Annotated in this window: 18 protein-coding genes and 2 pseudogenes; 10 read left to right on the top strand and 10 right to left on the bottom strand. The window is 35.8% G+C overall.

The genetic code is table 11. From position 1 onward, the window contains the following. The 3 genes and pseudogenes from CUN59_RS16775 to CUN59_RS16765 form a co-directional block, all read right to left on the bottom strand. Nucleotides 1-1755: hypothetical protein (locus tag CUN59_RS16775; RefSeq protein WP_104388917.1), on the bottom strand; the 1755-nt coding region annotated here is incomplete at its 3' end. 67 nt (nucleotides 1756-1822) lie between these two features. Continuing rightward, nucleotides 1823-2275: pseudogene (mntA, locus tag CUN59_RS16770) on the bottom strand (type VII toxin-antitoxin system MntA family adenylyltransferase antitoxin). 30 nt (nucleotides 2276-2305) lie between these two features. Beyond that, nucleotides 2306-2542: a DUF433 domain-containing protein gene (locus CUN59_RS16765; RefSeq protein WP_104388916.1), complete on the bottom strand. Its 237-nt coding sequence runs from the start codon at nucleotides 2540-2542 to the stop codon at nucleotides 2306-2308. Between the two features lie 520 nt (nucleotides 2543-3062). On the opposite strand from CUN59_RS16765, the gene CUN59_RS16760 reads away from it, so the two are divergent. Continuing rightward, nucleotides 3063-3914: a WYL domain-containing protein gene (locus CUN59_RS16760; RefSeq protein ID WP_104388915.1), complete on the top strand. Its 852-nt coding sequence runs from the start codon at nucleotides 3063-3065 to the stop codon at nucleotides 3912-3914. Nucleotides 3915-4046: 132 nt separating this feature from the next. Here the strand turns inward: CUN59_RS16760 and chlP are convergent, their stop codons facing one another. From chlP to CUN59_RS16745, 3 genes are all read right to left on the bottom strand, one after another. After that, on the bottom strand, nucleotides 4047-5303 hold the full coding sequence (chlP, locus tag CUN59_RS16755) for a geranylgeranyl reductase (RefSeq protein WP_104388914.1): 1257 nt from the start codon (nucleotides 5301-5303) through the stop codon (nucleotides 4047-4049). Nucleotides 5304-5474: 171 nt separating this feature from the next. Then, the gene (locus CUN59_RS16750) at nucleotides 5475-7229 is read right to left on the bottom strand and encodes a M61 family metallopeptidase (protein ID WP_104388913.1); all 1755 of its coding nucleotides are present in this window, start codon (nucleotides 7227-7229) and stop codon (nucleotides 5475-5477) included. An 81-nt stretch (nucleotides 7230-7310) separates the two neighbouring features. Then, nucleotides 7311-8969 (bottom strand): DUF3352 domain-containing protein, encoded by a 1659-nt coding sequence (locus CUN59_RS16745; RefSeq protein ID WP_104388912.1) that lies wholly within the window; start codon nucleotides 8967-8969, stop codon nucleotides 7311-7313. 591 nt (nucleotides 8970-9560) lie between these two features. Between CUN59_RS16745 and CUN59_RS16735 the strand changes: the two genes are divergently transcribed. From CUN59_RS16735 to CUN59_RS16725, 3 genes and pseudogenes are all read left to right on the top strand, one after another. Beyond that, nucleotides 9561-12149: a M1 family metallopeptidase gene (locus CUN59_RS16735; RefSeq protein ID WP_104388910.1), complete on the top strand. Its 2589-nt coding sequence runs from the start codon at nucleotides 9561-9563 to the stop codon at nucleotides 12147-12149. Further along, nucleotides 12104-13015, top strand: a pseudogene (locus CUN59_RS16730) (histidine kinase); the annotation flags it as partial. The gene CUN59_RS16735 and the pseudogene CUN59_RS16730, both read left to right, overlap by 46 nt. Before the next feature lie 47 nt (nucleotides 13016-13062). After that, on the top strand, nucleotides 13063-13323 hold the full coding sequence (locus CUN59_RS16725; protein ID WP_104388908.1) for a CRR7 family NDH-1 assembly protein: 261 nt from the start codon (nucleotides 13063-13065) through the stop codon (nucleotides 13321-13323). A gap of 2 nt (nucleotides 13324-13325) precedes the next feature. Here the strand turns inward: CUN59_RS16725 and cdf31 are convergent, their stop codons facing one another. Next, the gene (cdf31, locus tag CUN59_RS16720; protein WP_104388907.1) at nucleotides 13326-14228 is read right to left on the bottom strand and encodes a CDF family zinc efflux transporter Cdf31; all 903 of its coding nucleotides are present in this window, start codon (nucleotides 14226-14228) and stop codon (nucleotides 13326-13328) included. A gap of 333 nt (nucleotides 14229-14561) precedes the next feature. Here cdf31 and CUN59_RS16715 point away from each other — a divergent pair, with 333 nt between their 5' ends. Continuing rightward, nucleotides 14562-14909, top strand: a complete 348-nt coding sequence (locus CUN59_RS16715; RefSeq protein WP_104388906.1) for a hypothetical protein — start codon at nucleotides 14562-14564, stop codon at nucleotides 14907-14909. A gap of 407 nt (nucleotides 14910-15316) precedes the next feature. On the opposite strand, the gene CUN59_RS16710 is transcribed toward CUN59_RS16715, so the two are convergent. After that, entirely contained in the window at nucleotides 15317-16306 is a 990-nt protein-coding gene (locus CUN59_RS16710) for an RpnC/YadD family protein (RefSeq protein ID WP_104388905.1), read from the bottom strand. Nucleotides 16307-17019: 713 nt separating this feature from the next. On the opposite strand from CUN59_RS16710, the gene CUN59_RS16705 reads away from it, so the two are divergent. The 3 genes from CUN59_RS16705 (at nucleotide 17020) to CUN59_RS16695 (ending at nucleotide 22512) form a co-directional block, all read left to right on the top strand. Further along, nucleotides 17020-17508, top strand: coding sequence for a Uma2 family endonuclease (locus CUN59_RS16705; protein WP_104388904.1), 489 nt, complete (start codon nucleotides 17020-17022; stop codon nucleotides 17506-17508). A gap of 63 nt (nucleotides 17509-17571) precedes the next feature. After that, nucleotides 17572-20853: an Eco57I restriction-modification methylase domain-containing protein gene (locus tag CUN59_RS16700; protein ID WP_104388903.1), complete on the top strand. Its 3282-nt coding sequence runs from the start codon at nucleotides 17572-17574 to the stop codon at nucleotides 20851-20853. Between the two features lie 378 nt (nucleotides 20854-21231). Beyond that, a complete protein-coding gene (locus tag CUN59_RS16695) occupies nucleotides 21232-22512 on the top strand; it encodes an FIST signal transduction protein (protein ID WP_104388902.1) in 1281 nt (426 codons plus the stop codon). A gap of 112 nt (nucleotides 22513-22624) precedes the next feature. Here CUN59_RS16695 and CUN59_RS16690 read toward each other — a convergent pair whose 3' ends face one another. Then, nucleotides 22625-23728, bottom strand: a complete 1104-nt coding sequence (locus tag CUN59_RS16690) for a metallophosphoesterase family protein (protein WP_104388901.1) — start codon at nucleotides 23726-23728, stop codon at nucleotides 22625-22627. A 148-nt stretch (nucleotides 23729-23876) separates the two neighbouring features. Here CUN59_RS16690 and trmB point away from each other — a divergent pair, with 148 nt between their 5' ends. Next, entirely contained in the window at nucleotides 23877-24512 is a 636-nt protein-coding gene (gene trmB, locus CUN59_RS16685; RefSeq protein WP_104388900.1) for a tRNA (guanosine(46)-N7)-methyltransferase TrmB, read from the top strand. 305 nt (nucleotides 24513-24817) lie between these two features. Beyond that, nucleotides 24818-25723, top strand: coding sequence for a DUF4351 domain-containing protein (locus tag CUN59_RS16680; RefSeq protein ID WP_104388899.1), 906 nt, complete (start codon nucleotides 24818-24820; stop codon nucleotides 25721-25723). A 64-nt stretch (nucleotides 25724-25787) separates the two neighbouring features. On the opposite strand, the gene truB is transcribed toward CUN59_RS16680, so the two are convergent. Then, complete coding sequence (gene truB, locus CUN59_RS16675) at nucleotides 25788-26669, bottom strand: tRNA pseudouridine(55) synthase TruB (protein ID WP_104388898.1); 882 nt, start codon at nucleotides 26667-26669, stop codon at nucleotides 25788-25790. Between the last annotated feature and the right edge of the window lie 169 nt (nucleotides 26670-26838).

Raw genomic sequence — 26838 nt, 5'->3', positions numbered from 1 at the left:
CTTTCCCCTATATATTGAGGGGATACCTTTTATTAATACTAAATGTCTGTTAGCTAACTTTATCTCTTGACTTCCTTGGGGAATAAGATAAAATTCAAAGTCTGTTAATACTTCTGTAGGGAAGATAGAAGCAACTTTAGCTAGTGCATATTGCACTTGTCCTAATTTATCAGATCCTATGTCACCACTAGCAGTTTTATCAGATGATAAAAGTAGATACTGACCAGAACCTAAATTTAATTCTTTAGTAGTCAGCATTCGGATATACTGCTTTAATTGAAAATTAACAGATTCATGATTTTGATTAACATTTTTCAGTTTCAAAATAATGCTTTCATCTGTTACTTTTAGGGGTGAAGCAAAAGCAAGAGTAGAACAGGAAGCACAAATATAAGGACGATCTTCACTTGATGAAGATTGACGACGCTGGGAAGGTCGCTCAAACATAAATCTGGCAACTTTCCATTTAGCAGTTTTTGGATCAAGTTTAACTCCACAAGAGTAACAAAATTCTTTACCATCATCACCAGGTGATCTTACTTCCATTTTTATTGGGTTTTCACTTAATAAAGGTTCTGGTTTTGGATCATAAGGTGGTTGTTTTTCTAGTAAGCGATACATTTCTAAAATACATTGAGTAAAAATGTCACCACGAGTAGAATTTATTTGGTCTGTAGCTGTATCATTAAATCGTTTGTAAATATCAATAATGTCTTGGAATCTTTCAGGATAGTTTTTGCGGTTTAATTGAATAAATTCAAATGGATTGCCATTAGAGCTTTGCAGTAATGAAAGTTTTTGTTGCACAGATTCTTGGGTAAATATTAGCTGAGATAAAAGTTTTTCTTTTTGTTTGTTTAGTTTATTAATTTGGACTTTCGTTAAACCTGCTGTTTTCAATTGATTTTCAATATCTTCTAACTCTTGCCAAATTGATTCCTGTTCACTTAAAAGAGAACCAAATGATTTTTGAAAATATTCACTATATTTTTTCGCTTCTTTATCCTGCATCTCTTGTAATGCTTGTAACTGCTTATCTGTAGTAGATTTATTTTGTAATTCATCTATTTTTCTTTGACGATCTGTTTGACGTTTTTGAACTTTATAAATAACTGCTAAATAGCAAGCAGCTAAAATATCAGCTTGTTCTTTGCATATAATTGGAACTTCTAAGGTACTAAAACCACGACCAGCTAAAGTAACACTATTCAGCAAAAGAATAAATGTTTGTGTTAAATCTCTTAACTGATGTTTGCTAAATCCATTTTTTGAAAAAGCTACTTCTTCTAGAAATTTATTCCAAAGCAAATTACAACTTATTAATTCTTGTCTTTTAGGTACAAAAACAATTACATGAGAGTCACTTTCATCTAATACAACTATATAATGTACCTTTTGTAAATATTCTAAAAATCTATCAATTGCACTTTCAATAGCTAATTTTGCTTGTAATTCTCCTGGTAATGGTTTCTTGTATAAAGTTTGAATTTTACCAAGTTCCTGATTTTCCCAAGTCACAATATTATTAGCTTGGAAATTTAGTGTTGGTAATTGATCATTGCTTACATTGCGTTTTATATTTAATTGTCTGACCAATTTAGAATCACCAAATGAGCGAGCGATTTCTAAGCTATGACTTTGATCTGCTAAAGTTGCTAGTAACTGAGAATTTACCTGATCATCAATAACCTTTGCAGCTAAAGCACTGAGGTATATTTTTAAAATGTTGTTTTGATTAGTAATTATTTCAGTCATTTTCTTCTTCCAATGTAATTAAATAAGAGTAGATTTGTCTAAGATAAAGCGGATATTGCTATATTTGTCATACTCCCCACCTTTGTAAAAAGTTATCAATGTTTTCTAATTTAGTTCTTTCAACTTTTTTAATTTCTGCATTACTCAGTAATACTCTTTATTTAAATTTCTCAAACTCATCTGCTTGATTTTCATATAATACCTTTCCATCACGAGCTACAAAATGAGCTATTAATTCAGAACAGTGATTAAGCTCAATAATATCAATGTTATCAGAATTGATTTTAAATATCTCTCCCAAAATTCCAGGTATTGCAAATAAAGCTAATGGGTGATCTTGAACATATAAGTTATATTTTTCTTCATCACATAAAACCGCAAAATCCCAATCACTATTAGCGTTAGTGTTACCAGTTGCTCTAGAACCAAAGAGAACTAACATTTTTAGGTAAGGTATTTTTTTAAGAAGTTGTAAAGAAAGTTCTCGAAGTTCTGCAATTGTTAGGATTTTATCTTGCATTTTATCATTATCCATTTTTGTGATTAAAAATTACAATAAAGGTTCAGCTCTTTCATGACCTACTAACCTCCGTGCATAAACTAAACAGGCTTGCACATCTTCCCTTTCTAACCAGGGATATGCTTCTAATAAGGTTTCGGTAGTATCACCTGCTGCTAACATTCCTAAAATGTGTTCTACAGCTAGACGACGACTACGAATTATTGGTTTACCGCCAAAGATTTGGGGGTTAAATGTGATTCTTTCTAGTAATGTTTGTTCGTTCATGGTTTACCTATTTAGCGAAAAATTCATGATTTGGATCAATGGAAATTCGATAAAGTAAATTATCGGTCATAGTTTTTGACCTCACTAACTACTATTTTCAAGAAATGGGAGTAGGAGAAACTACCCCCAGTATGTCAGAAATTCTTTTTAAGCGTTGCCTATAGTGAGCGAAGCGATCGCTTTTGACTCTTTTACCAATCTATACTCATACTTTTGACCGTGAGTACGTCTTTTTTCAAATTGATAACCTTGTTTCTTGATTGGAGTTTAGACTAAATCTTTTCTTGTAGGCTCAATCCCTTGCTGTATAAGGTTTATGACTTACAAGACGTAAAATAACTTGGAAACCCTTAAAGCCTTGCCTAGAGAGACTTTAGCGGATTAGGAGGGCAAATTAGTCTAAACTCTAGATAGAAGGTAACATTGTCTTTTTCCTCATTTCATTTATCCATTACCCTGGTATACAGATACAATAACTGTAAATAAGCAATATGTCAATAATGTAATTACATTTTTGTGGATGTCTAGGAAAAAAGAAACAATTACACTGTCAATTCCCTCTGGTACAAAGGAACAGCTAGAAGAAATTGCCCGCAAACTGGGTATTTTCTGGGGTAAATCCCCTAGTATATCTGGACTATTAGTAGCGATCGCCCAGCAAACACCAGAGGCCAGAAAACTATTCTCCCTCAACTCTGAACAAGTCCGCGCCTTAGATCAAGCCTTCAGAATCCTAGTGGATACAGGTAAAATTGCTGAATCTCAAATCTTGCTAAATTTGTTATTGGACTATAGCAATCTTGAAGCACCTTTACAACAGTCACTTATCCGGTTAGTTAACCAACCTAGTGATCCTTGGCGGCTTCAAGTAGATGAACTGTCTCAAAAAAAGCAGCCATTTCAAATACTCTATGGAAATACTCAAGGAACAGACTTATCATTTACAGTTCGTTATGCGGAAATCACTTTTGAAGAGAAGCGTTTTTACTTGAATATTTGGTGTGATGAGACGCAAGATATTGCCAATAATGACTTTCCAGAACTTATACATAATCGCTGTTTACGTCTGGATAAAATCAAAGGTGTTCAGCCAATAGACGGACAATGGCGAGATAATGGGCTAGATTTTCTAAATGTGTACTTACATTTTTACGGAGGTATGGTGAAAGCATATCAGCCAAAACTCAACGACATCAGCAATGAAGTGATAGGAGAAGTCCGCCAAGTCGTGAGAAAAGTGTCAAACCCTTTTTGGTTAGTGCGGGAAGTTATGGTTTATGGAAATGACTGCGAAATAGTCTCACCGGAAAATGTGCGATCGCTCATCAAACAAAAACTTATAGAACAATGTCAAAACTATGACATCTCATAGGTGAAAATTTTGTGGTGCGGGCATCTTGCCCGCTACAGGTGTACATCACTCAGATCAAATTCCCTGTATGTAATTTATTCACCCAAAAAAAAGAAGCCCGGAAACAAATGTCGGGCTTCTCATTTTCCATATTTAAGGTGCAAGGGCGTTACCACGAATTAAACTACCAATAGTTTTGGCAGTAATTTTTAATTGGGTGATGGGGTTAGCAGGAACTACAGTTTTATACAGGTAACTGTCAAAAGTTAGCTTCTGTACATCCAAATCATCACACATTTCTACAAATGCTTCCCTGGTAGCATCGGAACGATAGAAAACGCTTTGCAGAATGTCTAATACTTTGTAGGTAAGTCCGTATTTCTTATCCCAACGCTTCAGATATACTTTGAGATCGGCTTCGGTGGGAATCCGCGCCCCGCCGTTAGCAGCTTCTACAATAGCTTCAGCGCACATTCTGCCAGATTTAGCCGCAAAGTAAATACCTTCACCAGAGGACTTGGTAACATAACCAGCCGCATCTCCTACCAAGGCAATACGTCCGACAACGCGACGGGGACGGGGATGTTCGGGGATGGGGTGGGCTTCTACTTTGATGATTGTACCACCGGCTAGTTTTTCAGAAGCACGGGCGCGGATACCTGCTTGTAATTGTTTAATACTGGCTTTATTGATGTGCATTGTGCCAGTACCTACCGCTACGTGATCATATTTGGGGAACACCCAAGCATAGAAGTCGGTAGAAACATCATCACCTACATACATTTCCGCCAAGTCATTGTAATAGTCCATTTTGTCTTGGGGAAGACGAATGCGTTCTTGGAAAGCGATCGCATAATTATAATCCCCAGCATCCATATCCTTAGCAATGCGGGAATTAGCCCCATCAGCACCAACAATTAAATCCACCTTCAGGGTTTTGGTAACTCCCTGTACCCCTTCTCCTGAATGGTCAACGTAGTGAATTGTATAGGGGTCGCTATTATTCCCGGGGATATCAACTTTATGAACAGTGGCGTTAATTAAATTCGCGCCTAATTTTGCCGCCCGGTTTCGCAAGAAACCATCTAGCACTTCTCGGCGGCACATTCCTATATATTCATCTTGATTTATTAAATTGATATCAACTTCACGATTAGAAGGAGAGATCATTTTCATTTTCCGTACACGACGGTCAATGATTTCTGGAGGTAAATCAAACTCGCTCACCATACACAGGGGAATAGCACCCCCACAAGGTTTAGCGTTATCTAACTTGCGCTCAAACAAATATGTTTCGATCCCAGCTTTAGCTAGTGTTTCCGCAGCGCATGAACCCGCAGGTCCAGAACCAACAACCGCAACCCGTAGTGTCAAAGGTTTTCTCCCAATTATCATATTTTCCCAAAGCATCCTATCATGGACTTTTGGCTGAATTTCCCCTTGAGCTTCAGGTTTTGATAGAAATGCAATATTCCTTAATATTTCTACATAAAACCCAATGATTTGACATCTAATTAATAAGTATTAGTCAATACTAACTATAGCAGGAGGCAGGGTCTCTACTGTATTTTCACCAAATGTCTATTTAAGAATGTCTAAAGACACACCTAACCAACCCGCAAAGTTGGCCATTGCTGTAGGATCGGGATTTTCTAGTGGTTTAATTTGATACTTACTAGAAACTGGTGCAGCTAAAGTGACAGAATAAGTCCGCAGTTCATCTTGATGGAAAACAGTCACTTGGAGAGTATCATTTGCTTGATAATCTTTCAATCTTTCACTTAACTGATTTCCTACTTTTAAACCATCAATGGCTAATAATTCATCTCCAGGATCAATTCCGGCTTTTTGTGCTGGTGAACCCATTTCTACAAATTTAATTATTTCCCGGCCATTTTCAGTATTTACCCTCACACCCAAATAAGGTTCTTCATTGATATCTCCCACTAATTGCAAACCGAAATATTGCAAATATTGATTAAATGGTAAATCTTCCAGTCCATGCAGATAGCGGTTAAAGAAATCACTTAAATCCATATCGGCAACAGATTCAATTACATTTTGTAATTCTTCTGGAGTATAACCAATTTCATTTTTACCAAATTCCTGCCACATTTGCCGCATTACATCATCTAAGGAACGTTGATTTTGATGATGTACACGAATTAATAAATCTAAAAGTAGGGATACCATTTCTCCCTTTAAATAGTAGGAGATTTGGGAATTACTACTATTAGCATCTGGACGATAAAGTTTAATCCACGCATCAAAACTTGACTCAGATAAAGGTTGTACTTTCCGTCCCGGAGTATTGAGATATCTAGTAATTTCCTTACTCAAATAGTTTAAATATGCTTTGGTATTATAAATACCTGCCCGTAAAGGAATGATTAAATCATAATAACTGGTTGTTCCTTCACAAAACCATAAAGAAGGTGTATAGTTTTCTTGGTCATAATCAAATACTTCCAAACCTTTGGGGCGAATTCTTTTCACATTCCATAAATGAAAGAATTCATGGGCAACTAATTGTAAAAATTGCTGATATGTATCCCGATTGCGAAATCCAAATCTTTGATAAATTAAACAACAGGAATTTTTATGTTCTAAACCGCCAAAACCTTGCTGAAGCAAATGTAGGAAAAATACATATCTGTTATAAGGTAAACCACCAAACATTTGTGATTCTACTTCAACAATTTTGGTAAAATCGGCAATCATTGGATGTGGTTGAAAATTGCCTTTTCCCCAAATTGCTAATTCATGGGGTGTTCCTAATGCTTCAAAATGGTATAATTGATGATAACCAATTTCAAAAGGACTATCAACCAGAGTATCAAAATCTGCTGCTAAGAAAGTATTTTCGTCTTTACTAACTATTGGTAAACCTGTAGTAACTTGCCATTTTTCATGAGGTGGAATTACAGTTACTTGAATTGGTAAATCTTCATAGTTAGGAATTCTAAAAAACAAAGCCGCCCCATTAAAATAACCGTGAGTAGCATCTAAATAATTTGTTCTTACAGTTAATTCATTAGCAAAAATCCGGTAACTAATAGTTACTTCTGAAACCTCACCTGTTGTTATTTGCCAATGATTTTTACTAATTTTTTGCCAACATAAAAGTTGGTTGTCAGCTAAAGCAGTAAAATCTTGTAAATGTCTCTCATATTCCCGAATTAAATATGATCCAGGTGTCCACACCGGCATTTTTAAATCGAGAATTGAATTTAGGTAGTTAGCAATGTGTAATGTTACTTCAAACAGATGGTTTTCTGGTTGAGACATTGCCACTACATAATGAATTTTGGGAGTGATTTCTAGAACTTGATTCATAATGAATTATTTGGAGATTTTGACTGATAGCAGGTGGCAGGTGACTGTTGACTTTTTTGCTCTCCTGCCTCCTACTATATATTACTTCCCAGAAGTGGGTTTAAGAGCAAATAACATCTCCATTTGTGTCATTGATTTATCAGGACTATTAACAGTTACACCCAGTCCACGAATAGAATTGAGGATAGCAGTAGCATCTGGAGGTAAGGGTTGACTTTGGGCGGCTAAACGCTCAATAATGGTTGTGGTTTTTTCCATATCTAAATAGAAATAACCAGCGTTAGGTGTTTGTAAAGAACTAGTTACACTTTTAAAAGTCTCATTCTGATCTAATGCTTGACCTTTGCGATTAGCAAGAGTTTCTGCAATTGGTCCGCCAATGGCTAGAAATACGGTATCATTATCTAGCCAACCATGGGAAATTAAAGCACCTTGTTGGGGAATTTGCCATTCTGTGACATCTTTACCACCGATGTTTTTGTTAGCAACATTGAGAGATTGCTGTTTAGCGAGATTATCAAGTTTAGTGAAAGTAGCTTCGGCAGTTTTGCGATCGCTCGTATCTAATACCAAAGCACCACCAAAACCCAGACTAGCTAATAAACCTTGATTAGATTGAATTGCACCTATACCAAATTCTCCAGTCATCCAACTAAAAATATCTTGATCTAAATCAAGTTGCAGAGTTTTTAACTGTGTCCGCGCTTGTTGTAATCCTTGATTTAACTCAGGATAATCTTTACTTTGTGCTACAAAAGTTTGCCAACTTTTATTAATTCCCTGTCCACTAGCTAAAGCAAAGGTTTCACTGGGAAATTGTCCCACAATTTTGGCTGGGGTAGTTTGATATTGAAATTTATTCAATTCAGGATCTAAATTCACCACTGCTTTAAATCTCAATCCCATATCATCTACTCCCACACCTGCAACGAGAGATTTTACTTGTTTAATTTGTGCCAATGTTTGTGGGGGCAATTTTGGAGACTGAGGATTTAAAGCTGCTATTTTTTCTATCATGTTGCCATAATCAGGTATATAAACCTGTGCCAAACTATTTTTCACATCTACACCTTTACTCAGAATCTCATTTGCACCTGCTTTAGTTGCAAAGGAAGCTTCCCCTTTAAAGGTATCAATAGCTTTTTCTACAGCTTGTTTATTAGATGTAAATAACAAATGGTTATTATTCAAAACCGTGGTATAGGTTGGTTCACCTTGACCTTTAGTTTCAATAATTTTTTCACCTTTATAGTCCGACTCTTGAGTTTTGACATTTTTTTGCTGTTTTAACTTATTCGCAAAATTTAATGCTGCAATTTTGTCCTTAATATCTACTACTAGAAGAATATTAGGTTCTTCAGAGGCCTGTAAATTTACTAGAGAGGTTTTTTTGTTATCTGGTGGTAATACCGCAATCATTACACCACCCACCCAAGGTTTAATATCTGCTGCGTAAGAGATACCATTATCGTTCAAAATTTGCTGATTGAAATCCTGTAACCCTTTACCAATAATTTTTCGCGCTTCTGGTGTGCCAAATTTTGTCAACCTATCCCAAGATTCTGGTTTGGTATCAATATAGGTTGCCATTAATGCATTTACAGGTACTAATTTAGCACTACCTAAAGGGTTGGAACTACTCCCACTGCCCTTGAGATACATATAAGCTGCTATACCACCTGCTAAAATAATAACAGTACCAACTACGGGAATTAAAAGTGATGATTTTTTCTCAGGCATGAGTAAATTATCCTTGTATTTGTAATCTCTGTAACTATAACTATTTTCTCACAATACTTACGGCTAGATGGGAAAATTTGTCTAGGTCATAATTCATGGAAAACAATTATAGTTTAGGGATTTTAGTAACTGAGTAGATGTTAGCAGATACGGTATTTGGAGTATAAAAGATTTACAGAAGGCAGGAGGTAGGAGAAATTGGAAATAATTTTCGCCCCGCACCCCTAGATGATCATGACTATAACTAGCAACTTCCGTTTTTTTATCATTAATTTTTGTTAAAAGTAGAGTATTTACTGATCTAATTCGGAATTTATACATCACCAATAGATTGTAATTCACTCTAAATAATACAATGCTCCACCATGGCCGAGAATGAACCCGTAAATGATATCTTATTAATCAACGTCAATTTTTCACCTCCCAGGTATTCTGAACCTATCCTATATGGATCAGGACTTACGCAAAACACCACGAAAGTAGGGGTAATTCATGAATTACCCCTACGAAAGAATCAGGTTTTTGATTGCTTTGTGCGTAAGTCCTATGGATAAGTAAACGTTTTAGGATTAATAAGGGTACTAATAATCAATGTCGCAGCATCATTTTGATAGTGAAAAGACCACACATAAACGGTTTGAACTGCCAGGAGCAAAACCACACTATAACCCTGACCGACCCGGACAAGTAGAACATATTTTTCTAGATATTGGTTTGGACATACCTCAAAAAAGTTGTTATGGAACTTGTAGTATTCGGCTATTACCAGTCCGTAATGGCATTAATAGGTTAACTTTGGATGCGGTCAATTTGCAGATCAAGTCTGTACAAGTAGACGAAGTTGCACAAAACTTTGAATATGATGGGGAAAAACTTTGTATTCACCTCTCCCAACCTACCAAAATCGGGAATAGGTTGTTAATTGCGATCGCCTACACCGCCGAAAAACCACAACGGGGCATTTACTTTATTCAACCAGATAAACACTACCCCCATAAGCCTATCCAAATCTGGACACAAGGAGAAGACGAAGACTCTCGCTATTGGTTTCCTTGTTTTGACTACCCCGGACAGTTATCCACCTCAGAAATTCGCGTCCGCGTTCCTAACCCCTTGGTGGCTATTTCCAACGGTAAACTAATTGAGACCGTAGACAATGGGGAATATAAAATCTACCATTGGTCACAACAACAAGTTCATCCTACCTACTTGATGACTTTGGCCGTCGGTGACTTTGCCGAAATTCGCGATGAATGGCAAGGTAAACCCGTTACCTACTACGTCGAGAAGGGACGAGAAGCAGATGCTAAACGCAGCATGGGCAAAACTCCCCAAATGATCGAATTCTTGAGCGAAAAGTATGGTTATCCCTATGCTTTTCCCAAATATGCCCAAGTTTGTGTAGATGATTTTATTTTTGGGGGTATGGAAAATACTTCCACCACCCTATTAACTGACAGATGTTTGCTAGATGCCAGGGCAATATTAGATAATCGTAATACCGAAAGTTTAGTCGTCCATGAACTCGCACACCAATGGTTTGGAGATTTAGTAGTTATTAAACATTGGTCCCATGCTTGGATTAAGGAAGGAATGGCTTCCTATTCTGAGGTAATGTGGACAGAACGGGAATATGGCGACCAAGAAGCCGCATATTATCGGTTAACCGAAGCGCGAAGTTATTTAAGTGAAGATAGCAGTCGTTACCGTAGACCGATGGTAACTCATGTTTATCGGGAAGCGATCGAACTTTATGACCGCCACATTTATGAAAAAGGATCTTGTGTTTATCACATGATTCGCGCAGAATTGGGCGATGAGTTATTTTGGCAAGCTGTGCAAACATTTGTCCAAGACAACGCCCATCAAACTGTGGAAACCATAGACTTATTAAGGGCAATTGAAAAAGCCGCAGGCCGGAATTTAGCCTTCTTGTTTGATCAATATGTCTACCGTGGTGGCCATCCTGATTTTAAAGTAGCTTACTCTTGGGATGGTGATACAAATTTAGCAAAGGTAACAGTCACCCAAACCCAAGCTCAAGCAGATAGTCAAGATTTATTTAATCTCAAAATTCCCATTGGTTTTGGATATAAAGAAAACCCGAAATTAACAACTTTTACTGTGAGGGTTCATGAAAAGGAACAAAGTTTTTACTTTCCTTTAACAGAAAGACCTGATTTTATTAGTTTTGATGTGGGCAATAATTACTTAAAAACTGTCAAATTAGAATTTCCCATGGCGGAATTAAAAGCCCAGTTAGAATTTGATCCTCATCCCATTTCTCGCATTTATGCGGCGGAAGCTTTAGCCACAAAAGGCGGACTAGAAGCAACTCAAGCATTATCATCAGCTTTGAAAAATGATCCCTTTTGGGGTGTGCGGGCGGAAGTTGCCAAACAATTGGCGGAAATTCAATTAGATCAAGCTTTTGATGGTTTAATAGTGGGGTTACAAGATCCTAGCCCCTTTGTCCGTCGGGCAGTCATTAGTTCTTTATCCCAAATTAAAACCCATCATAGTTATAAAGCGGTGAAAAGTTTTGTCCAAGATGGTGATGAAAGCTACTATGTAGAAGCTGCTGCTTGCCGGACTATTGCCGCGATCGCTGCCGCCAATTTAGAAGATAAATCCCATGAAGACAAGGTAATTAAATTACTCAAATCTGTCCTAGAGGAAAGGGCAGGTTGGAATGAAGTTGTCCGTAGTGGGGCGATCGCTGGTTTAGCTGAATTTAAAACCTCGGAATTAGCTTTAAATATTATTCTGGAATACACCAAAAATGGCATACCACAACCATTACGACTCTCAGCAATTCGCGCTTTAGGCAAAATTTCCACAGGTCAAATTCCTGCTAATATAGAACGGATTTTAGATCGGCTAGCGGAAATTGCCAGAGAGACTTTCTTTTTGACTCAGGTAGCTGTTTTAACAGCCTTGGGACAAATGGAAACACCGAAAGCCATTGGCATCTTGCAATCTTTAGCCAACCAAACCGCCGATGGACGCGTCCGGCGCTATGCAGAGGAAGAAGTTGCTAAAGTGCAAAATAACATTGGCACAGATAAAACCCTGCGGCAATTACGTGAGGAACTGGATCAACTTAAACAGCAAAATCAGGAATTGAAAAGCCAAAAACATGGTGGCCCCGTTGGCAAACCGCCGTTGACTCCTTTTTGAACTTACAGGAAGATTTACAAGAATGTTTGGATGATACAACTCCGGTGATAGCATCTAAATCTACCATTCATTCTGTAGCTACCTCCGCTCAATTGATCGAACTCTCGGATGAGATTTTTCGTCTCAAGCAAGAAAAGGATAAACTACAACAGCAGTTACAGTTTAAAGATCGCATCATTGGCATTTTGGCTCATGACCTTCGTAATCCTCTCACGGCCGTGGCCATCGCTATTGAAACTCTGCAATCTAATTTCAACCCCGATACTGGGGGCTTCCAACGCCTAAAACCAGCACTAGCTTTACATTTATTCAAACAGGCTCGCACACAAACACGAATCATTGATCGGATGATTGCGGATTTGTTACAAGCAGGGCGGGGAAATGATACCGAATTACCCATTATTCCCGAAAAATTACATTTAGGGGAATTCTGTTTTCAGGTATTGGACGAATTTAGCGATCGCTACACTAGCAAATCCCAAAAAATCCTCACAGATATTCCTCAAGATTTACCCTATGTTTATGCCGATCCAGAGCGAATTCGCCAAGTCTTAGTAAATCTTTTAGATAATGCTATTAAATATACTCCTGTAGGTGGCATTATTAGTGTAGCCGCACTGCATCGAACCACACAAAAAGTTGAATTTAGTGTTGGTGATAGTGGTCCAGGTATCCCTGAAGAAAACCGCGATCACATTTTTGAAAATCTTTTCCGTCTCCAACGTGATCAAAACACGGAAGGATATGGAATTGGTCTTTGTTTATGTCAACGCATTATCCGCGCCCACTACGGTCAAATTTGGGTAGACTCTTCTCCCCAAGGTGGTGCATGGTTTCACTTTATTTTACCAGTCTATCCTTCTTAAGCAGGGGAGAATGTTTTTTCCCAATCACCAATTACCAATTACCAATTATGCCAAACCCATTAATGTACCAACAGGATCATTTTGTTGTTTTGGAAACTAATCAACCAGAACAATTTTTTACGGTAGCTGAGTTATTAACAAAGCTGGAAAAAACTTTATTAGCAATACCTAATGAAGATTTACCACCAGATTTGCAAAAATTTTCATCTGTAACTGAACAAGCACAATATTTAATTGATACAAGTTGTAGTTTAGATATTGGTCCAGGAGAATATTTACAGTGGTATGCGGTGCGCTTGGAGAAATAAAATTATGTTTGTTCAGATTCAAAAGAAATATTTTCAGACTTGTATGCCGGTGGCTCAACATGAATTAAGATTCTGACTGGTCTAAAACGTGCTTCTAGTTGTTTTTCTACTTCTTCTGTAATATGGTGGGCTGTTTCTACATCTGGGGCATCAACAATTAGGTGCATTTCTATAAAGACTTGACGGCCTATGACACCACGAGAAGCAATATCATGACAGTTAATTACACCGGGTACACCAACAGCGATCGCATGAATGGTTTCTGGGGCGATCGCCATTTGATCTACAAGCCAGGGTAAATTTTCTTTTAACACTGACCAACCACTCCAGAATACCAGTAAAGCTACTGGAAAGGCTAGTACCACATCTAACCATTGATAACCCAACGAAACACCAATTAAACCCCCAATAACGGAGATTGTCACCCAAACATCACTCATGGTATGGGTAGCATCTGCGATTAAAATCGAACTACCTACTCTTTTCCCTACATTACGTTCATAAAAGGCGACAAAAATATTTACTCCTAAAACTATTAGTAATAACCACAATTCTAGAGGTGATACTCTTACAGGTTCACCCCCTTTAATAATTCTTTCTACTGCACCTTGGACAATTTCAAAACAGGCTATTCCTAAAAAAGCCGCGATACCTAAAGCACCCACAGCTTCAAATTTATTATGTCCGTAAGGATGCTCCCGATCTGGTAATGGCGAAGAAAACCTAATAGCAACTAATCCTAATATATTATTAGCACTATCGGTAACACTGTGTAAAGCATCCGCAAGTAAACTTAAAGAACCTGTCCAATAACCCACTACAGCTTTTAATCCCATCACGAAGACATTGAGCAGTAGTGTAATAATTAAAACTCTTTTTACATCCGTGCGGTTATCGTAAGTCATAAATTTATGATTTGTAATTCGTGACAAAAAGGAATAGATAATTTAATTTCTATAACTCTTACTGTACAACAATAAGTATTTATTTCTAGGAATAACTCTAGATCAAAAATTGCTAATTAAGAATTTATATCTTTAGGACTAAATCTTGAATAGATAATGAAAATTGTAGGTTGGGTAGAACGAAATAAAACCCAACAAAGTTAGGAAAATGTTGGGTTGCCCTCCTTAACCTCTCAAAGGTCAGATTTAGAAATCTTTGCAAAAGTTAGCAATATTCTAGAGAGCATCTTCCGGTAATATGGATAATTAGAAATGATTTTTAATAAGTAGCTTATGTCTTCTGTACCTCTGACATTAAATCTCGTAGAAGGTTCTGTTTCCTTCAGTTTTTCACCCCAAGCAGCACAAGAATTAAAAGCTGCAATAGATGAATTAATGAAAAGTCTTAAAGCGGTTGCTGCGAAAACCCCAGGGACAGGTAAAATCACCCCCCAAGCGCCCTTGGAATATCGTTATACTGGGGATGTATTTATAGAAATATTTTGCAATCCTAATATTTGGCCTAGTCCCTTTGCGGCTAAAGTTTTGTTAACAATTCGTAATATGGGTATTCGTTTGACAACAGAAGCGGAACTTACCCGCGTTATTGAGGATCTTAATCAGTATTTGGAACAGTTTTAAATGGGGTGATAGGGAAGAAGCGGAATTTTTTCTATTTCTCCTTCCCATACTCTGTTTAGTATTGTAGGGTGCGTCAGATATGACAAATCTGTTTACTGATAGAATTTATGCAGTCTGACCCACCCTACCTATCTTTTCATAAATCAAATATTATTCCTAAATTTATAATACCTATTATGGCAAGCGATCGCTAAAAATCATCACATTTGCATAAAAATTTGCATAAAAATAATGGTAAGTGTACCCAGATCCCCGACTTCTTTGATTGATTGTATTCGCAAAGGATAAATCTATCTTAGAAGTCGGGGATCTTATAACCTCACCTGAATCCTTACAAATAAGGTAGAGAATTATTCACATAAAGAACATCTCTACAAAGTTTGAAATAGGCTATATTTAGGGCTTCTTTAATTTTCACCAGATGTTTTAAACATCGCTAACAATTCCTCACGAGATAATTGCAAAAGCAAAGGAGTAAATTCTTCCCTAGACAGAGTAATGATTTGATCAATAATTTTATTCAATTCAGGATCAACTTTTCCAAAACGTACTTGAAAAATACTTTCGGCCATAGCGCGACGCTCCCTTTTTTCTCCTTCTTGTCGTCCTTCTTGTCGTCCTTCTTGTCGTCCTTTTTGTAAACCTCTTGCTTCTGATTCTACTCGTTCTTTTTGCTTAATTTCTTCTAATAATTGTTCATACATTTGTGCTAATTTCATAATCAACTCCTGATCATCTTGATCAATATCTTTTTCTTTTTGCTGACGGGCTGATAATATGGCGATGAGGTCATGTACTAATTTTATAACATTCTCTAGCAATGGATGATTTTGAGCTAGGGCTTCTAATTCCTCTACTGCTTGTGTTTGTACCTTTCCCCTACCTAATACCCTTAAAAACAGTGTTTCCGGGGTACTGGGTAGCTGATGAATTGCCACAATACCAGTTTTTAATATTTTTGAACATAGATAAATACCTTTATTCCATGTTTGATACTTTAAACTCAGATCAAAGCCTTCTAAGATATCTTTTGATAGGGTAGGGGTTAATATCCATAAAAATGGTAATTCTTGGTTACTTACTCGCGTATTATTGCGCTTTAGTTGTCTTTCTATTTCTGCATGAATATCAAATAATTTACCCATACAGCTTCTAATTTCACTTTCACTGACTGCATTACGAAATGGTTCAAATATGACAGCATTTGCATAGATCCCCATGGTTCCCAATATTCCTAATTGTTCTATGTTGTCAGGAGATGGTGATGATGGTGTAAATAATACGTCAATTTGTCTTTTTTCGGAGGTAATATCTTTACTAACATCTACTTTTCCGTAAGGTGTAAATATTTCTGTGAGATATTGTTTAGCGAACTGGTCATGGATAAAGCGTGTCATGAATTTGTTTGATTTATTTTTAAGTAAGTATAATTTTTATAGTTTTTTAGATGAATATACTACAGTGGTTTTCATGTTTTTAGACCACAGTAAGGGTGAAGCATTCGGATAATAGTCTTAGGTAAAAACCGATAATTAATTGTCCGAATGCTGATGCTTCCAGCACGCTACGCGAACAACCCTACATTATTGACGCGAAACGTCAATCAAAATGTGGTTTATTTACCTGAAAATAGCTGTAATTTATCATATACAGAATTAATAATTTACAATTATATACAAAACTTTAACAATGAACACAGTTTCAGTCTTGACACAGTTCATTACTTTGTATAAACTACAAAGGTGGGGTTAGTCGGTAAAAATCAAGACACTACGAGTAACCAAGTATATTTGAATAAATCGAGTTTAAAGCCAAGCTACTGGCTAAGGTATTTTTTACAAGATTAGGAAAAAACCTAGATGGGTAGGGGTTTGGCACTGCTAAACCCTTATCTTTAATTGTAGTAAATAATCAAACATAAATATGTCAACCAAATTTTTCACAAATAGCGAATAAAATACCCTAATTAAAAAGTTTACCGGAGTATTTACATATAATCCTCATATTGAATATTTTGATGCTTTAGTAGGCTATTTTAGGGCATCAGGTTATTTTAGAATTAGACCATTATTAGATAGAGTTCCTCATATTAGAATCTTAGTAGGAATTAATGTTGATAAAATGTTGTAAGCATGAAGTAGCCAAAGTTATTATTGGAGACTTAGTTAAAATTATCCTAGAAGAATTAGAAATAGATTGTGAATGTTTTGGTTCAACTACTTTTAAACGTCAGGATATGAATAGTGGAATAGAACCAGATGATTCATTTTATATTCAAAATCATGTACAGATGATTGGCAAACAAAAAATAGATTTAACTATTGATCCTCCTCCTGATTTAGTGCTAGAAATTGATGTTACTTCCAAAACACAGTTAGATGCTTATTTAGCTTTAGGAGTTCCCGAAATATGGCGATATGAAAATGATAAATTACAAATTGATATTTTGCAAAATGGTAAATATATAGAATCAGAAATTAGTCCTAATTTTCCTAATTTACCAATTTTGGAAATAATTCCTCAATTTGTTGAACAAAGTCGTCTTATTGGTAGAAGTCCTACTTTGCGGAAGTTTCGACAGTGGGTAAAACAGCAATAAGAAAGACAATAACAAAGACTAAATATTATTTACATCATTCAAAAAGAAGTCAGGGATTTTATTATGAAAAAACTACAAATCCAAACCCTATTTACTCAACGTTACAACCAAGCAAAATGGAAGCAATTTCTAGGAGAAACATTTGCTAATTCTCAATTATTATCAACTCCTAAAAACTTGCCAGATATTGATTATCATGTTGCTACTAATGCCCAAACATTAGGCTATATATTACTTAATGAAGATGGTATTGAGCGACAAATTGCAGTTTATGAAGTCACTCTAGCAGATGGAATTATTTTAGAACGTAACCGGGTAGGATTAAGAAATTTATTGCGTAAATATTGGAAAAATATTGATGCTGCTTTTATTGTTTATCATCATCCAGAAAGTGTAAATTGGCGGTTTACTTATGTTTCTGAATTAACTGGTTATGATGCAGATGGGGAATTTATAGAAATTAAAACCGAACCTAAACGCTATACCTATATATTAGGTGAGGGTGAAAGTATTAGAACTGCGGTAGAACGATTTGAACGTATTATTAATAAAGGTGATAGAGTTAGTTTAGATGATGTCAAAGAAGCGTTTTCTGTAGAGAAACTTTCTAAAACATTTTTTGATGAATATAAAAAGCATTATGATATTTTCTGTAAATACATGGTTTCCCAACCTGGTATTTATTACACTACTTTTAATGGTGATGAAAAAGCTATTCGTGATTTTAGTAAAAAATTATTAGGTAGAATTGTCTTTTTATATTTTATCCAGAAAAAAGACTGGTTAGGTGTACCAGAAAATGAAAGTTGGGGAACAGGTGATCATCATTTTTTAACTAATCAATTTCAGAATTTTACCCATAAGGAACTTTTTTATCAAGATTTTTTATCTGTGCTATTTTTTGATACTTTAAACACAAAACGCGCTAATGATTTATTTATTAAAAATCCATCTTATAGAATACCCTATTTGAATGGTGGTTTATTTGAGGAAGATAATCCAAAACATCGCAGTTTAATTTTTGATAATCATTTATTTGCAAATCTGTTTAACTTTTTTGATCAGTATAATTTTACTATTTATGAAGATGATCCTCTTGATCATACCATAGCTGTTGACCCGGAAATGTTAGGACATATTTTTGAAAATTTACTAGAAGATAATAAAGATAAGGGTGCATATTACACCCCGAAAGAAATTGTCCATTATATGTGTCAAGAAAGTTTAATTGAATATCTAACTACTTGGTTTGAAAATCACGGTTATCAAGTTGTTACTGATGCAAGTTTAGCTAAATCTGCATCTAAACAAATAAATAGAACATTAATTGAAAAGTTACTCAAAAAGAAATTAGATGAGGATGATCAAAAATTAATTAAAAACTATACTGCTGAATTTAATCAAGCATTAGATAATGTCAAGATTTGTGATCCTGCCATTGGTTCGGGTGCCTTTCCTATGGGTTTATTACACGAAATATTTACCGCAAAACAAACTTTACATACTTTTGAATTTGGAAACACGACTAATTTTAATGCTTCGGATGTCAAGTTAAATATTATCCAAAATAGTATTTATGGGGTAGATATTGAACGCGGTGCGGTGGATATTGCTAGATTGCGTTTTTGGTTGAGTTTAATAGTAGATGAAGATAAACCAAAAGCTTTACCTAATCTTGATTATAAAATTGTGGTGGGTAATAGTTTAGTCAGTAAGTTTGGTGATGATATTATTGATATTGATTGGGAAATAAAAGATGTTACACAAGGAAGTATTTTAGTTGATGTTTACCAACCTCAAGCAATTTTAAGGAAAATTAGTGATAAACAAAAAGAGTTTTTTAGTCCAGATAGCGATAAGAAAAAAATAGCTACTGATATCCGTGATTTGAAAATTGATTTGTTGATAAGTCAATTACAATTGATGATTAAAACTAAAGGTATGGAAGATAAACCCACTGGTAAGGGTAAAACTTTGACTAAGCAAACAGAAATTTATTTACAAACTGTTGGTTGGGAACAAAATATTCAGAAACTTAAACAATTAAAAAATCATCCTGATGAGTCTCTTAATTTCTTTGATTGGAAATTAGATTTTCCTGAAGTGATGAATCAGCAACTTGTGGAAAATGTGGGTTTTGATATTGTAATTGCTAATCCTCCTTATGACGTTTATCAAGGAAAAAAGAAAAGTGAAATCGAAGGGTTACTTAAATTTGAAATTTATCATAAATGTAAGGGAGGTAAAATAAATGCCTATGAATTATTTTTAGCAAAAACAGATTTTCTGCTTAAAGTCAATGGAACAAATTGTCAGATATTTCAAAATTCTTATCTAGCTGATAATTCTTCTAAAGGAGTTAGAGATTATTATTTTAAAAATCAACACATTTTATTTATTGACTCATTTCCTGAAAGAGATGATCCAAAAAAGAGGTTATTTGAGAGTGTTAAAATGAGTGTTTGTATTTTAATGTCTAAAAAAAGATTGTTAAAAGATTATTCATTTATACTTAAAGTACACGCTAATAGAACTCTAAAAAACTACTACTATGTAGAATTTAATAAAAAGGAAATTTATGATTTTGATCCTATTAATGCTGTTATTCCAAATTTAAAAAAAGAAGATAAAAATATTTTTCTTAAATATTATAAATCTACTTCAAATTTTTGTTACTCTGAGTTATTTGAATGTATTGAAGGTGAGCTTAACATGACTTTTCATAAATCATATATGACTAATAATATTCAAAATCCTCTTATTGTTAAAGGTGCTCAAATTCAAAGATATTTCATAACTAATAAACCAAGTCAAGGCATTATTGAATTTGTGGATAAAGCAAGTTTTATTAAAGATTATCCAAATAGTAAAAAAAACTATCATCATAGATCACAAAGAATTGCACTTCAAGGTATTTCAGGAGCAAATGATAAAATTAGAATTATTAGCACTCTTATTAATGAGGATATCTATTGTGCTAATTCATGCAACTATATCATATCCAAAGAAGACAATCAGACAATATCAATAATTGCAATGTTAGGTGTTTTTAATTCTAAGTTAACAAATTGGATTTTTAGAAAAACTAGCACAAATAGTAATGTAAATTGTTATGAAATAAATAATCTAAGGCTTCCAATTATCTTAAAGAAAAATTCAAAAAATGTAGAAGACATTGTGCATAATATCCTTACTCTCAAATCTCAAGGTAAAGATACAACCGCATTAGAACAACAAATAGACAATATGGTTTATAAACTTTACGAATTAACCTATGAAGAAGTAAAAATAATAGATCCTGAAAATACATTAACAGAAAAAGAATATGCAGACATAAAAATATAAAGTGTTTAGATCCCCGACTTCTTTAAGAAGTCGGGGATCTGAATGATCTGAATAAATATGCTATAATATCAAATCATTACAAATATTACTGGAGATGAAAATTATATGACTCTCACAATGGTTAAATTACATTATTAACAGCAGATGATAAATTAACCGTAACTGAATTATTTCCTGCTTGGGAAATTGCTATTTCTGAATTATCGCCTCCTGTGTTTGAATAGGTGTTTATACAGCGTTTCCCAGTCTAATGAAGTAAACATCAATTTATTCCCTGTTCCCTGTCCCCTGTTCCCTGTTCCCTGTTCCCTAATCAACAAGTGACAAACTTAGTTAAAATAATCAACTAACCCCAAAACAGAAACCAGCCGAAAAGTCATGGCAGATCAAATGCAGTGGACAAATGCCCTATCAACCCGTCCTTCCTTAGAAGCGGCTATTAACGATGTCGTAGAACAAGCAGTGGCATCTTTAACAGTACCAGCACATTTAGGGCTAGTATTCATTTCTTCTGCATTTATGAGTGAATATCCCCGGATGTTGCCTTTATTGGCGGAAAAACTTTCTGTACCTATATTAATTGGTTGTAGTGCTGGGGGTGTCATTGGCAGAAACCAGACAGGAGAAACGGAAGAAATAGAAGCAGAACCAGCCCTGAGTTTAACTTTAGCCCATCTTCCCGGTGTCGAAATTCAACCTTTTCATGTTGTAGCGGAAGAGTTACCAGATTCAGATAGTTCCCCCACAGCTTGGATTGATTTAATCGGTGTACCACCCTCACCAGTACCGCAATTTATTCTATTATCTAGTCCTTTTGCCGGAGGAACTAATGATTTATTGCAGGGATTAGATTTTGCCTATCCAGGTTCGGTGGTGGTAGGAGGACAGGCCAGCAGTGGCTTTATGAATGGTCGCGTTGGTTTATTTTGTAATGATACTTTATATCGGGAAGGGACTGTAGGCATAGCTTTAAGTGGCAATATCGTCCTAGATACAATTGTCGCCCAAGGGTGTCGCCCCATTGGTGAACCGTTGCAAGTCACCAAGGCAGAACGAAATATTATTTTAGAGTTAGATGAAAAAGTACCTTTGATGGTATTGCGAAGTTTAATTAATAATTTAAGTGAAGAAGATAGAACTCTCGCACAACATTCTTTATTTGTCGGTTTAGCAATGGATGAATTTCGGCTAAATTTACATTCGGGAGATTTTTTAATTCGGAATATTTTGGGAGTAGATCCTAATGCTGGGGCGATCGCAATTGGCGATCGCATTCGTGCCGGACAAAGATTACAATTCCATCTTAGAGATGCCGAAGCTTCCTCCCAAGATTTAGAAATTTTACTCCAAGAATATCAAAATGAAAATATAGGCGAACCTTCTCCCGTCGGGGCTTTAATGTTCACCTGTTTAGGCCGAGGAACAGGACTGTATGGCAAACCTAATTTTGATTCTCAACTATTTAGCCGTTACATTCAGGACATTCCCATGGGTGGCTTTTTCTGCGGTGGTGAAATTGGTCCAGTTAGTGGCAGAACTTTCTTCCATGGTTATACTTCTGTGTTTGCCATTTGTCGTTCTGTTAGGGAACAGGGAACAGGGAACAGGGAACAGGGAACAGGGAACAGGGAACAGGGAACAGGGAACAGGGAACAGTAGGGAACAGGGAACAGGGAACAGGGAACAGGGAACAGTAGGGAGGGAATAGGGAATAGTAGGGAGGGAATAGTAGGGAATAGAGATTTTCTTGCCTCTTGCCTCTTACCTTTTCCTACTTCCCAATTAACAACGTACTATGATTATCAATTAAAGCCGTATTCCCATCATTAACCGCACTATATTCTTCGATATAACGACGGACATTAATAGGGAAATGGGGATAATCTAACATAGCATCACCATCGGCAATAGTCGCCCAAAAGTCTCGTAAACCGGGGGCTAGGGTCTGTGCTTGTGCTAGTGGTAAACTTAAAGGGGGTAAGGTCAATAATTTAACTACAAATGGAAAAGAGCGATCGCCCATCCATTCCCGTGATAAAGTTTGTAAATTGGGAAACTCTGGTACTGAATTAACTCGATGAGAAACAACTTGTAACGATTCACTACCCAATTCATCCCGGTTAAATTCCAACACCCGATAAGGATGAGGATAGCTAACTAAAGAACCAGTAGTAATATCATAAATTCCCTCCGCACAAGCCACATCTTGAACGTGCAAATGTCCGGTAAAAACTAACTTTACCCCATAGCGTTGTAATAATGCCCGCAGTTCTGAAGCATTTTCCAACATATAGCGATTTGCCATGGGATGACGGGATTGATTTGGTAAATGTTCAACCACATTATGATGAATCATCACTAAAACTAACTCATCCTTAATAGTGGCTAATTCCTGTTCTAACCATTGCAATTGTTGACTATCTAACCGTCCTATTTGCTGATCTTGATCATCAAATGAGTTAGAATTAAGACCAATTAACCTCACCCCTGGAAATATTTGCCGATTATAATAGTGTTGTTGAGGATTTTCATAACCAAACTTTTGGTAGAAATAGGGAAAATCTGCAAAGCCAATGGACTGTTCATTACCCATCAAAACAGGTACATCATGATTACCAGGAATGACATAAGATGGAAAAGGTAACTGTGATAACCTGTTTTGTAACCAACTATGATTTGCTGCTTCACCATGTTGGGTTAAATCTCCAGGAATTAAGAGAAAATCTAAATCTAATTGGGTTAAATGTTCTAACACACTATCAAAAGCCGGAATACTCACCTCCACTAAATGAAAGCGACTAGGGTGATCCCATATTGTTTCAGGAAGCGCAATGTGTAAGTCACTAACAATAGCAAAACGAAAATTGAGTTTCATTGATTTTAAGAAAATGTTAAAAATAAAGTTGCAAAGATTCTTTTTCTCAAAGTATAACTCTTACTGTGTATACCTGTGCAGGAATATTTAGACTTAATAATATTTGTATACATTTGTTTAAAATAGTTATTTTTTAGGAGCGTAAATTTTGTCACCTGTTCGAGTCCGTCAGCACGTAAACCCCCTGGCAAGTAAATTCCAAACCCCAACCGCTTCTCCAGAATGGGAAAATATTTATACACAACCAAACTTGCCTCTACATTTAGATATTGGTTGTGCCAGAGGTAGATTTGTCCTGAAAATGGCACAAATAGAACCAAATTGGAATTTTTTAGGGTTAGAAATTCGAGAACCCCTAGTAGTCGAAGCCAATAGAATCCGCGATGAAATGGGTTTAACCAATTTGCATTATGTATTTGCAAATGTGAATAATTCCCTCATTTCGTTATTATCAACTTTACCTCAAGATAGCTTGCAAAAAGTTACAATTCAATTTCCTGATCCCTGGTTTAAAAATCGCCATGCGAAACGTCGGGTAGTCCAACCAGAATTAGTCAAAGAATTAGCAAAATACTTAGTAGTAGGTGGTATTGTTTTTCTGCAATCTGATATAGAATTTGTAGCGGTGGAAATGGGCGATCGCTTTCATGAAAACCCCGCATTTGAAAAGCTAGGAACAACAACATGGTTACCAGAAAACCCCCTACCAGTTCCCACCGAAAGAGAACTCGCAACCCAGAAAAAAGGTGAACCAGTCTATCGGGCTTTATTTAGAAAAAAGTAATTTGTAATTCGTAATTTCCGACTCCCGACTCCCGACTCCCGCAATGGGTAATTCGTAATTCGTCCAAAAAAAGCGCGAAAAGAGAGTATTGGGGGTTGACAACTGATTTTAAATTTGTTATGCTAGTCTTGATAAGGAAGAACTATCTTAAAATAAATATGAATAACCGAATAGGGATTTAGCAGTGCTAAACCCTTATATTAGTTTGAACCAAAAAATGTTAAATTAATATTCCTTGTCTGAATCATGATATATAGTTACTTAGCGAAGTCGAAGAGCAGGATGCAAGCAGGAATTAAAATTTCATGACTCGCTTTATACATGACCAATTTGCAAAAGACTATTTAGAAGAATTACTAAAAGCCTATGGAAAAGTCGAAGCATCAAGTCGCGTAGCTGGAGAAGTACGAGAAATAGATGTATTATTTACACCATTTCCAGAACAAAATGCTGATATAGAATCATTAGGATTATTAGGGAAATTAGCCACCACACCAGCTATATTTGAACCATACCGCAACCCAGCATCAAAAGAAGAAATATGTGATTGTCTGTTAAAATTATTAGAAGTCAGAGGTGCATTACAACGGGAAGCGAAACGTAATCAAACAATAATTACAGAAAACGATATTCCTAAATTATGGATTCTCACACCAACAGCATCAAAGAACCTGCTATCAGGATTTAATAGCACATTAAAAGCAGATTCTTTACCGGGAATATACTATTTAGGAGAATCTTTAAGAACTGCAATAATTATCATTCATCAATTACCACGTACTCAAGAAACATTGTGGTTAAGACTCCTGGGAAGGGGAACAGTACAAAAACAAGCAATTGATGAATTAACTGCGTTACCATCAAATCAGCCTTATGTGAAAATTACATTAGAACTACTTTATAACCTACAGCAAAATTTGAGATTCAATCAAAGTTCAGAAACAGAAGATAGGGAGTTGATTATGCGATTAGCACCACTTTATCAGCAAGATCGAGAACTGGCTAGACAAGAAGGAGAACAACGAGGATTACAAAAAGGAGAACAACAGTTAATTATCCGGCAATTAAATCGTCGAGTTGGTGAAATTGAGTCATCATTAATTCAAAAAGTTCAAGAATTATCTGTTGAACAACTTGAAGTATTAGGAGAAGCTTTGTTAGATTTTACCTCAGTTACAGATTTACAAACTTGGTTGCAATCTGTCAATTAATTTGGGTGCGACTCTTTGTTGCTCGCTGGAGGATTTTTATTTTTATTCCCTAAAAGTTAAATTTTCAATTACCTAGTTCAGATAATACCATTTGGGGAATTAATAAATTATTTTCTAATTTGCCGATGCCTAAAAAATGGGTTTGTGTTTCATAAACTCGCACAAAGTTAGAATTAGACAGATCAAAAGGAATTTTTTGACCTTGACACCATTTTTTAGCGGATATTGGCGGTAAATCTATAACTGGGAGATGTTGTAATGGTGCATCTGGTGATATGGGTTGAAATATCCCGTTGTGAATTTGGGTTTCTAAATCTGCGAAAGTGAGACTGTCTGATATGTGAAAACTACTGCTTTTTGTGCGTTGGAGGGCGGCTAAAGTACCATTAGTATTTAATGCTATACCTAAATCACGGGCGATCGCTCGAATATATGTTCCTGCACCACAGGATATGGCCACATCTAATTCTGGGAAATCTCCATCTCTCCAGTCCAAAACTTGAATTTCCAAAACTTCGACTGTGCGAACTGGAACTTCAACAATTTCTCCTTTCCTAGCTAAATCATACAAGCGTTTTCCCTCTACTTGAATGGCGCTATAACTGGGAGGAATTTGTTCAATTTTCCCAATAAATTGGGAAAGTGCAGTTTTGACAATTTCTATATCTAATCCCGGACAAGGTGCAGAGGCAATAATTTCACCTTGTAAATCATCTGTAGTTGTGCGTACACCTAAACGAATAGTAGCTTGATAAGCTTTTTCTCCTGGTAAATATTGTAATAATCTGGTGGCCTTACCGCAAGCTATGGGTAAGACTCCCGTTGCTGCGGGATCTAAAGTTCCTGCGTGGCCGACTCGTTTGATTTTCAGGAGTTTTCGGACTTTAGCTACACAGTCATGAGATGTCCAGTCAAATGGTTTGTTTAAATTCAGAAAACCTTGCACAATTTTAAATTTGATATTTGCAACTTTTGTATTTTTACATAAATTGTTATCTTGTTATAACTTACCCAAGATGTAACTGTAACCCTTATTCTTGTGTAGGGGTAATTCATGTAGCTTGCTTCCCGAAGGGTATTACCCCTACTTTCGTTCCGTTTTACGTAAGTCCTAC

The organism is Cuspidothrix issatschenkoi CHARLIE-1 (assembly GCF_002934005.1).
GTDB lineage: Bacteria > Cyanobacteriota > Cyanobacteriia > Cyanobacteriales > Nostocaceae > Cuspidothrix > Cuspidothrix issatschenkoi.
The sequence above is the reverse complement of the archived record's forward strand: the minus strand, read 5'-3'. Positions and strand labels throughout refer to the sequence as shown.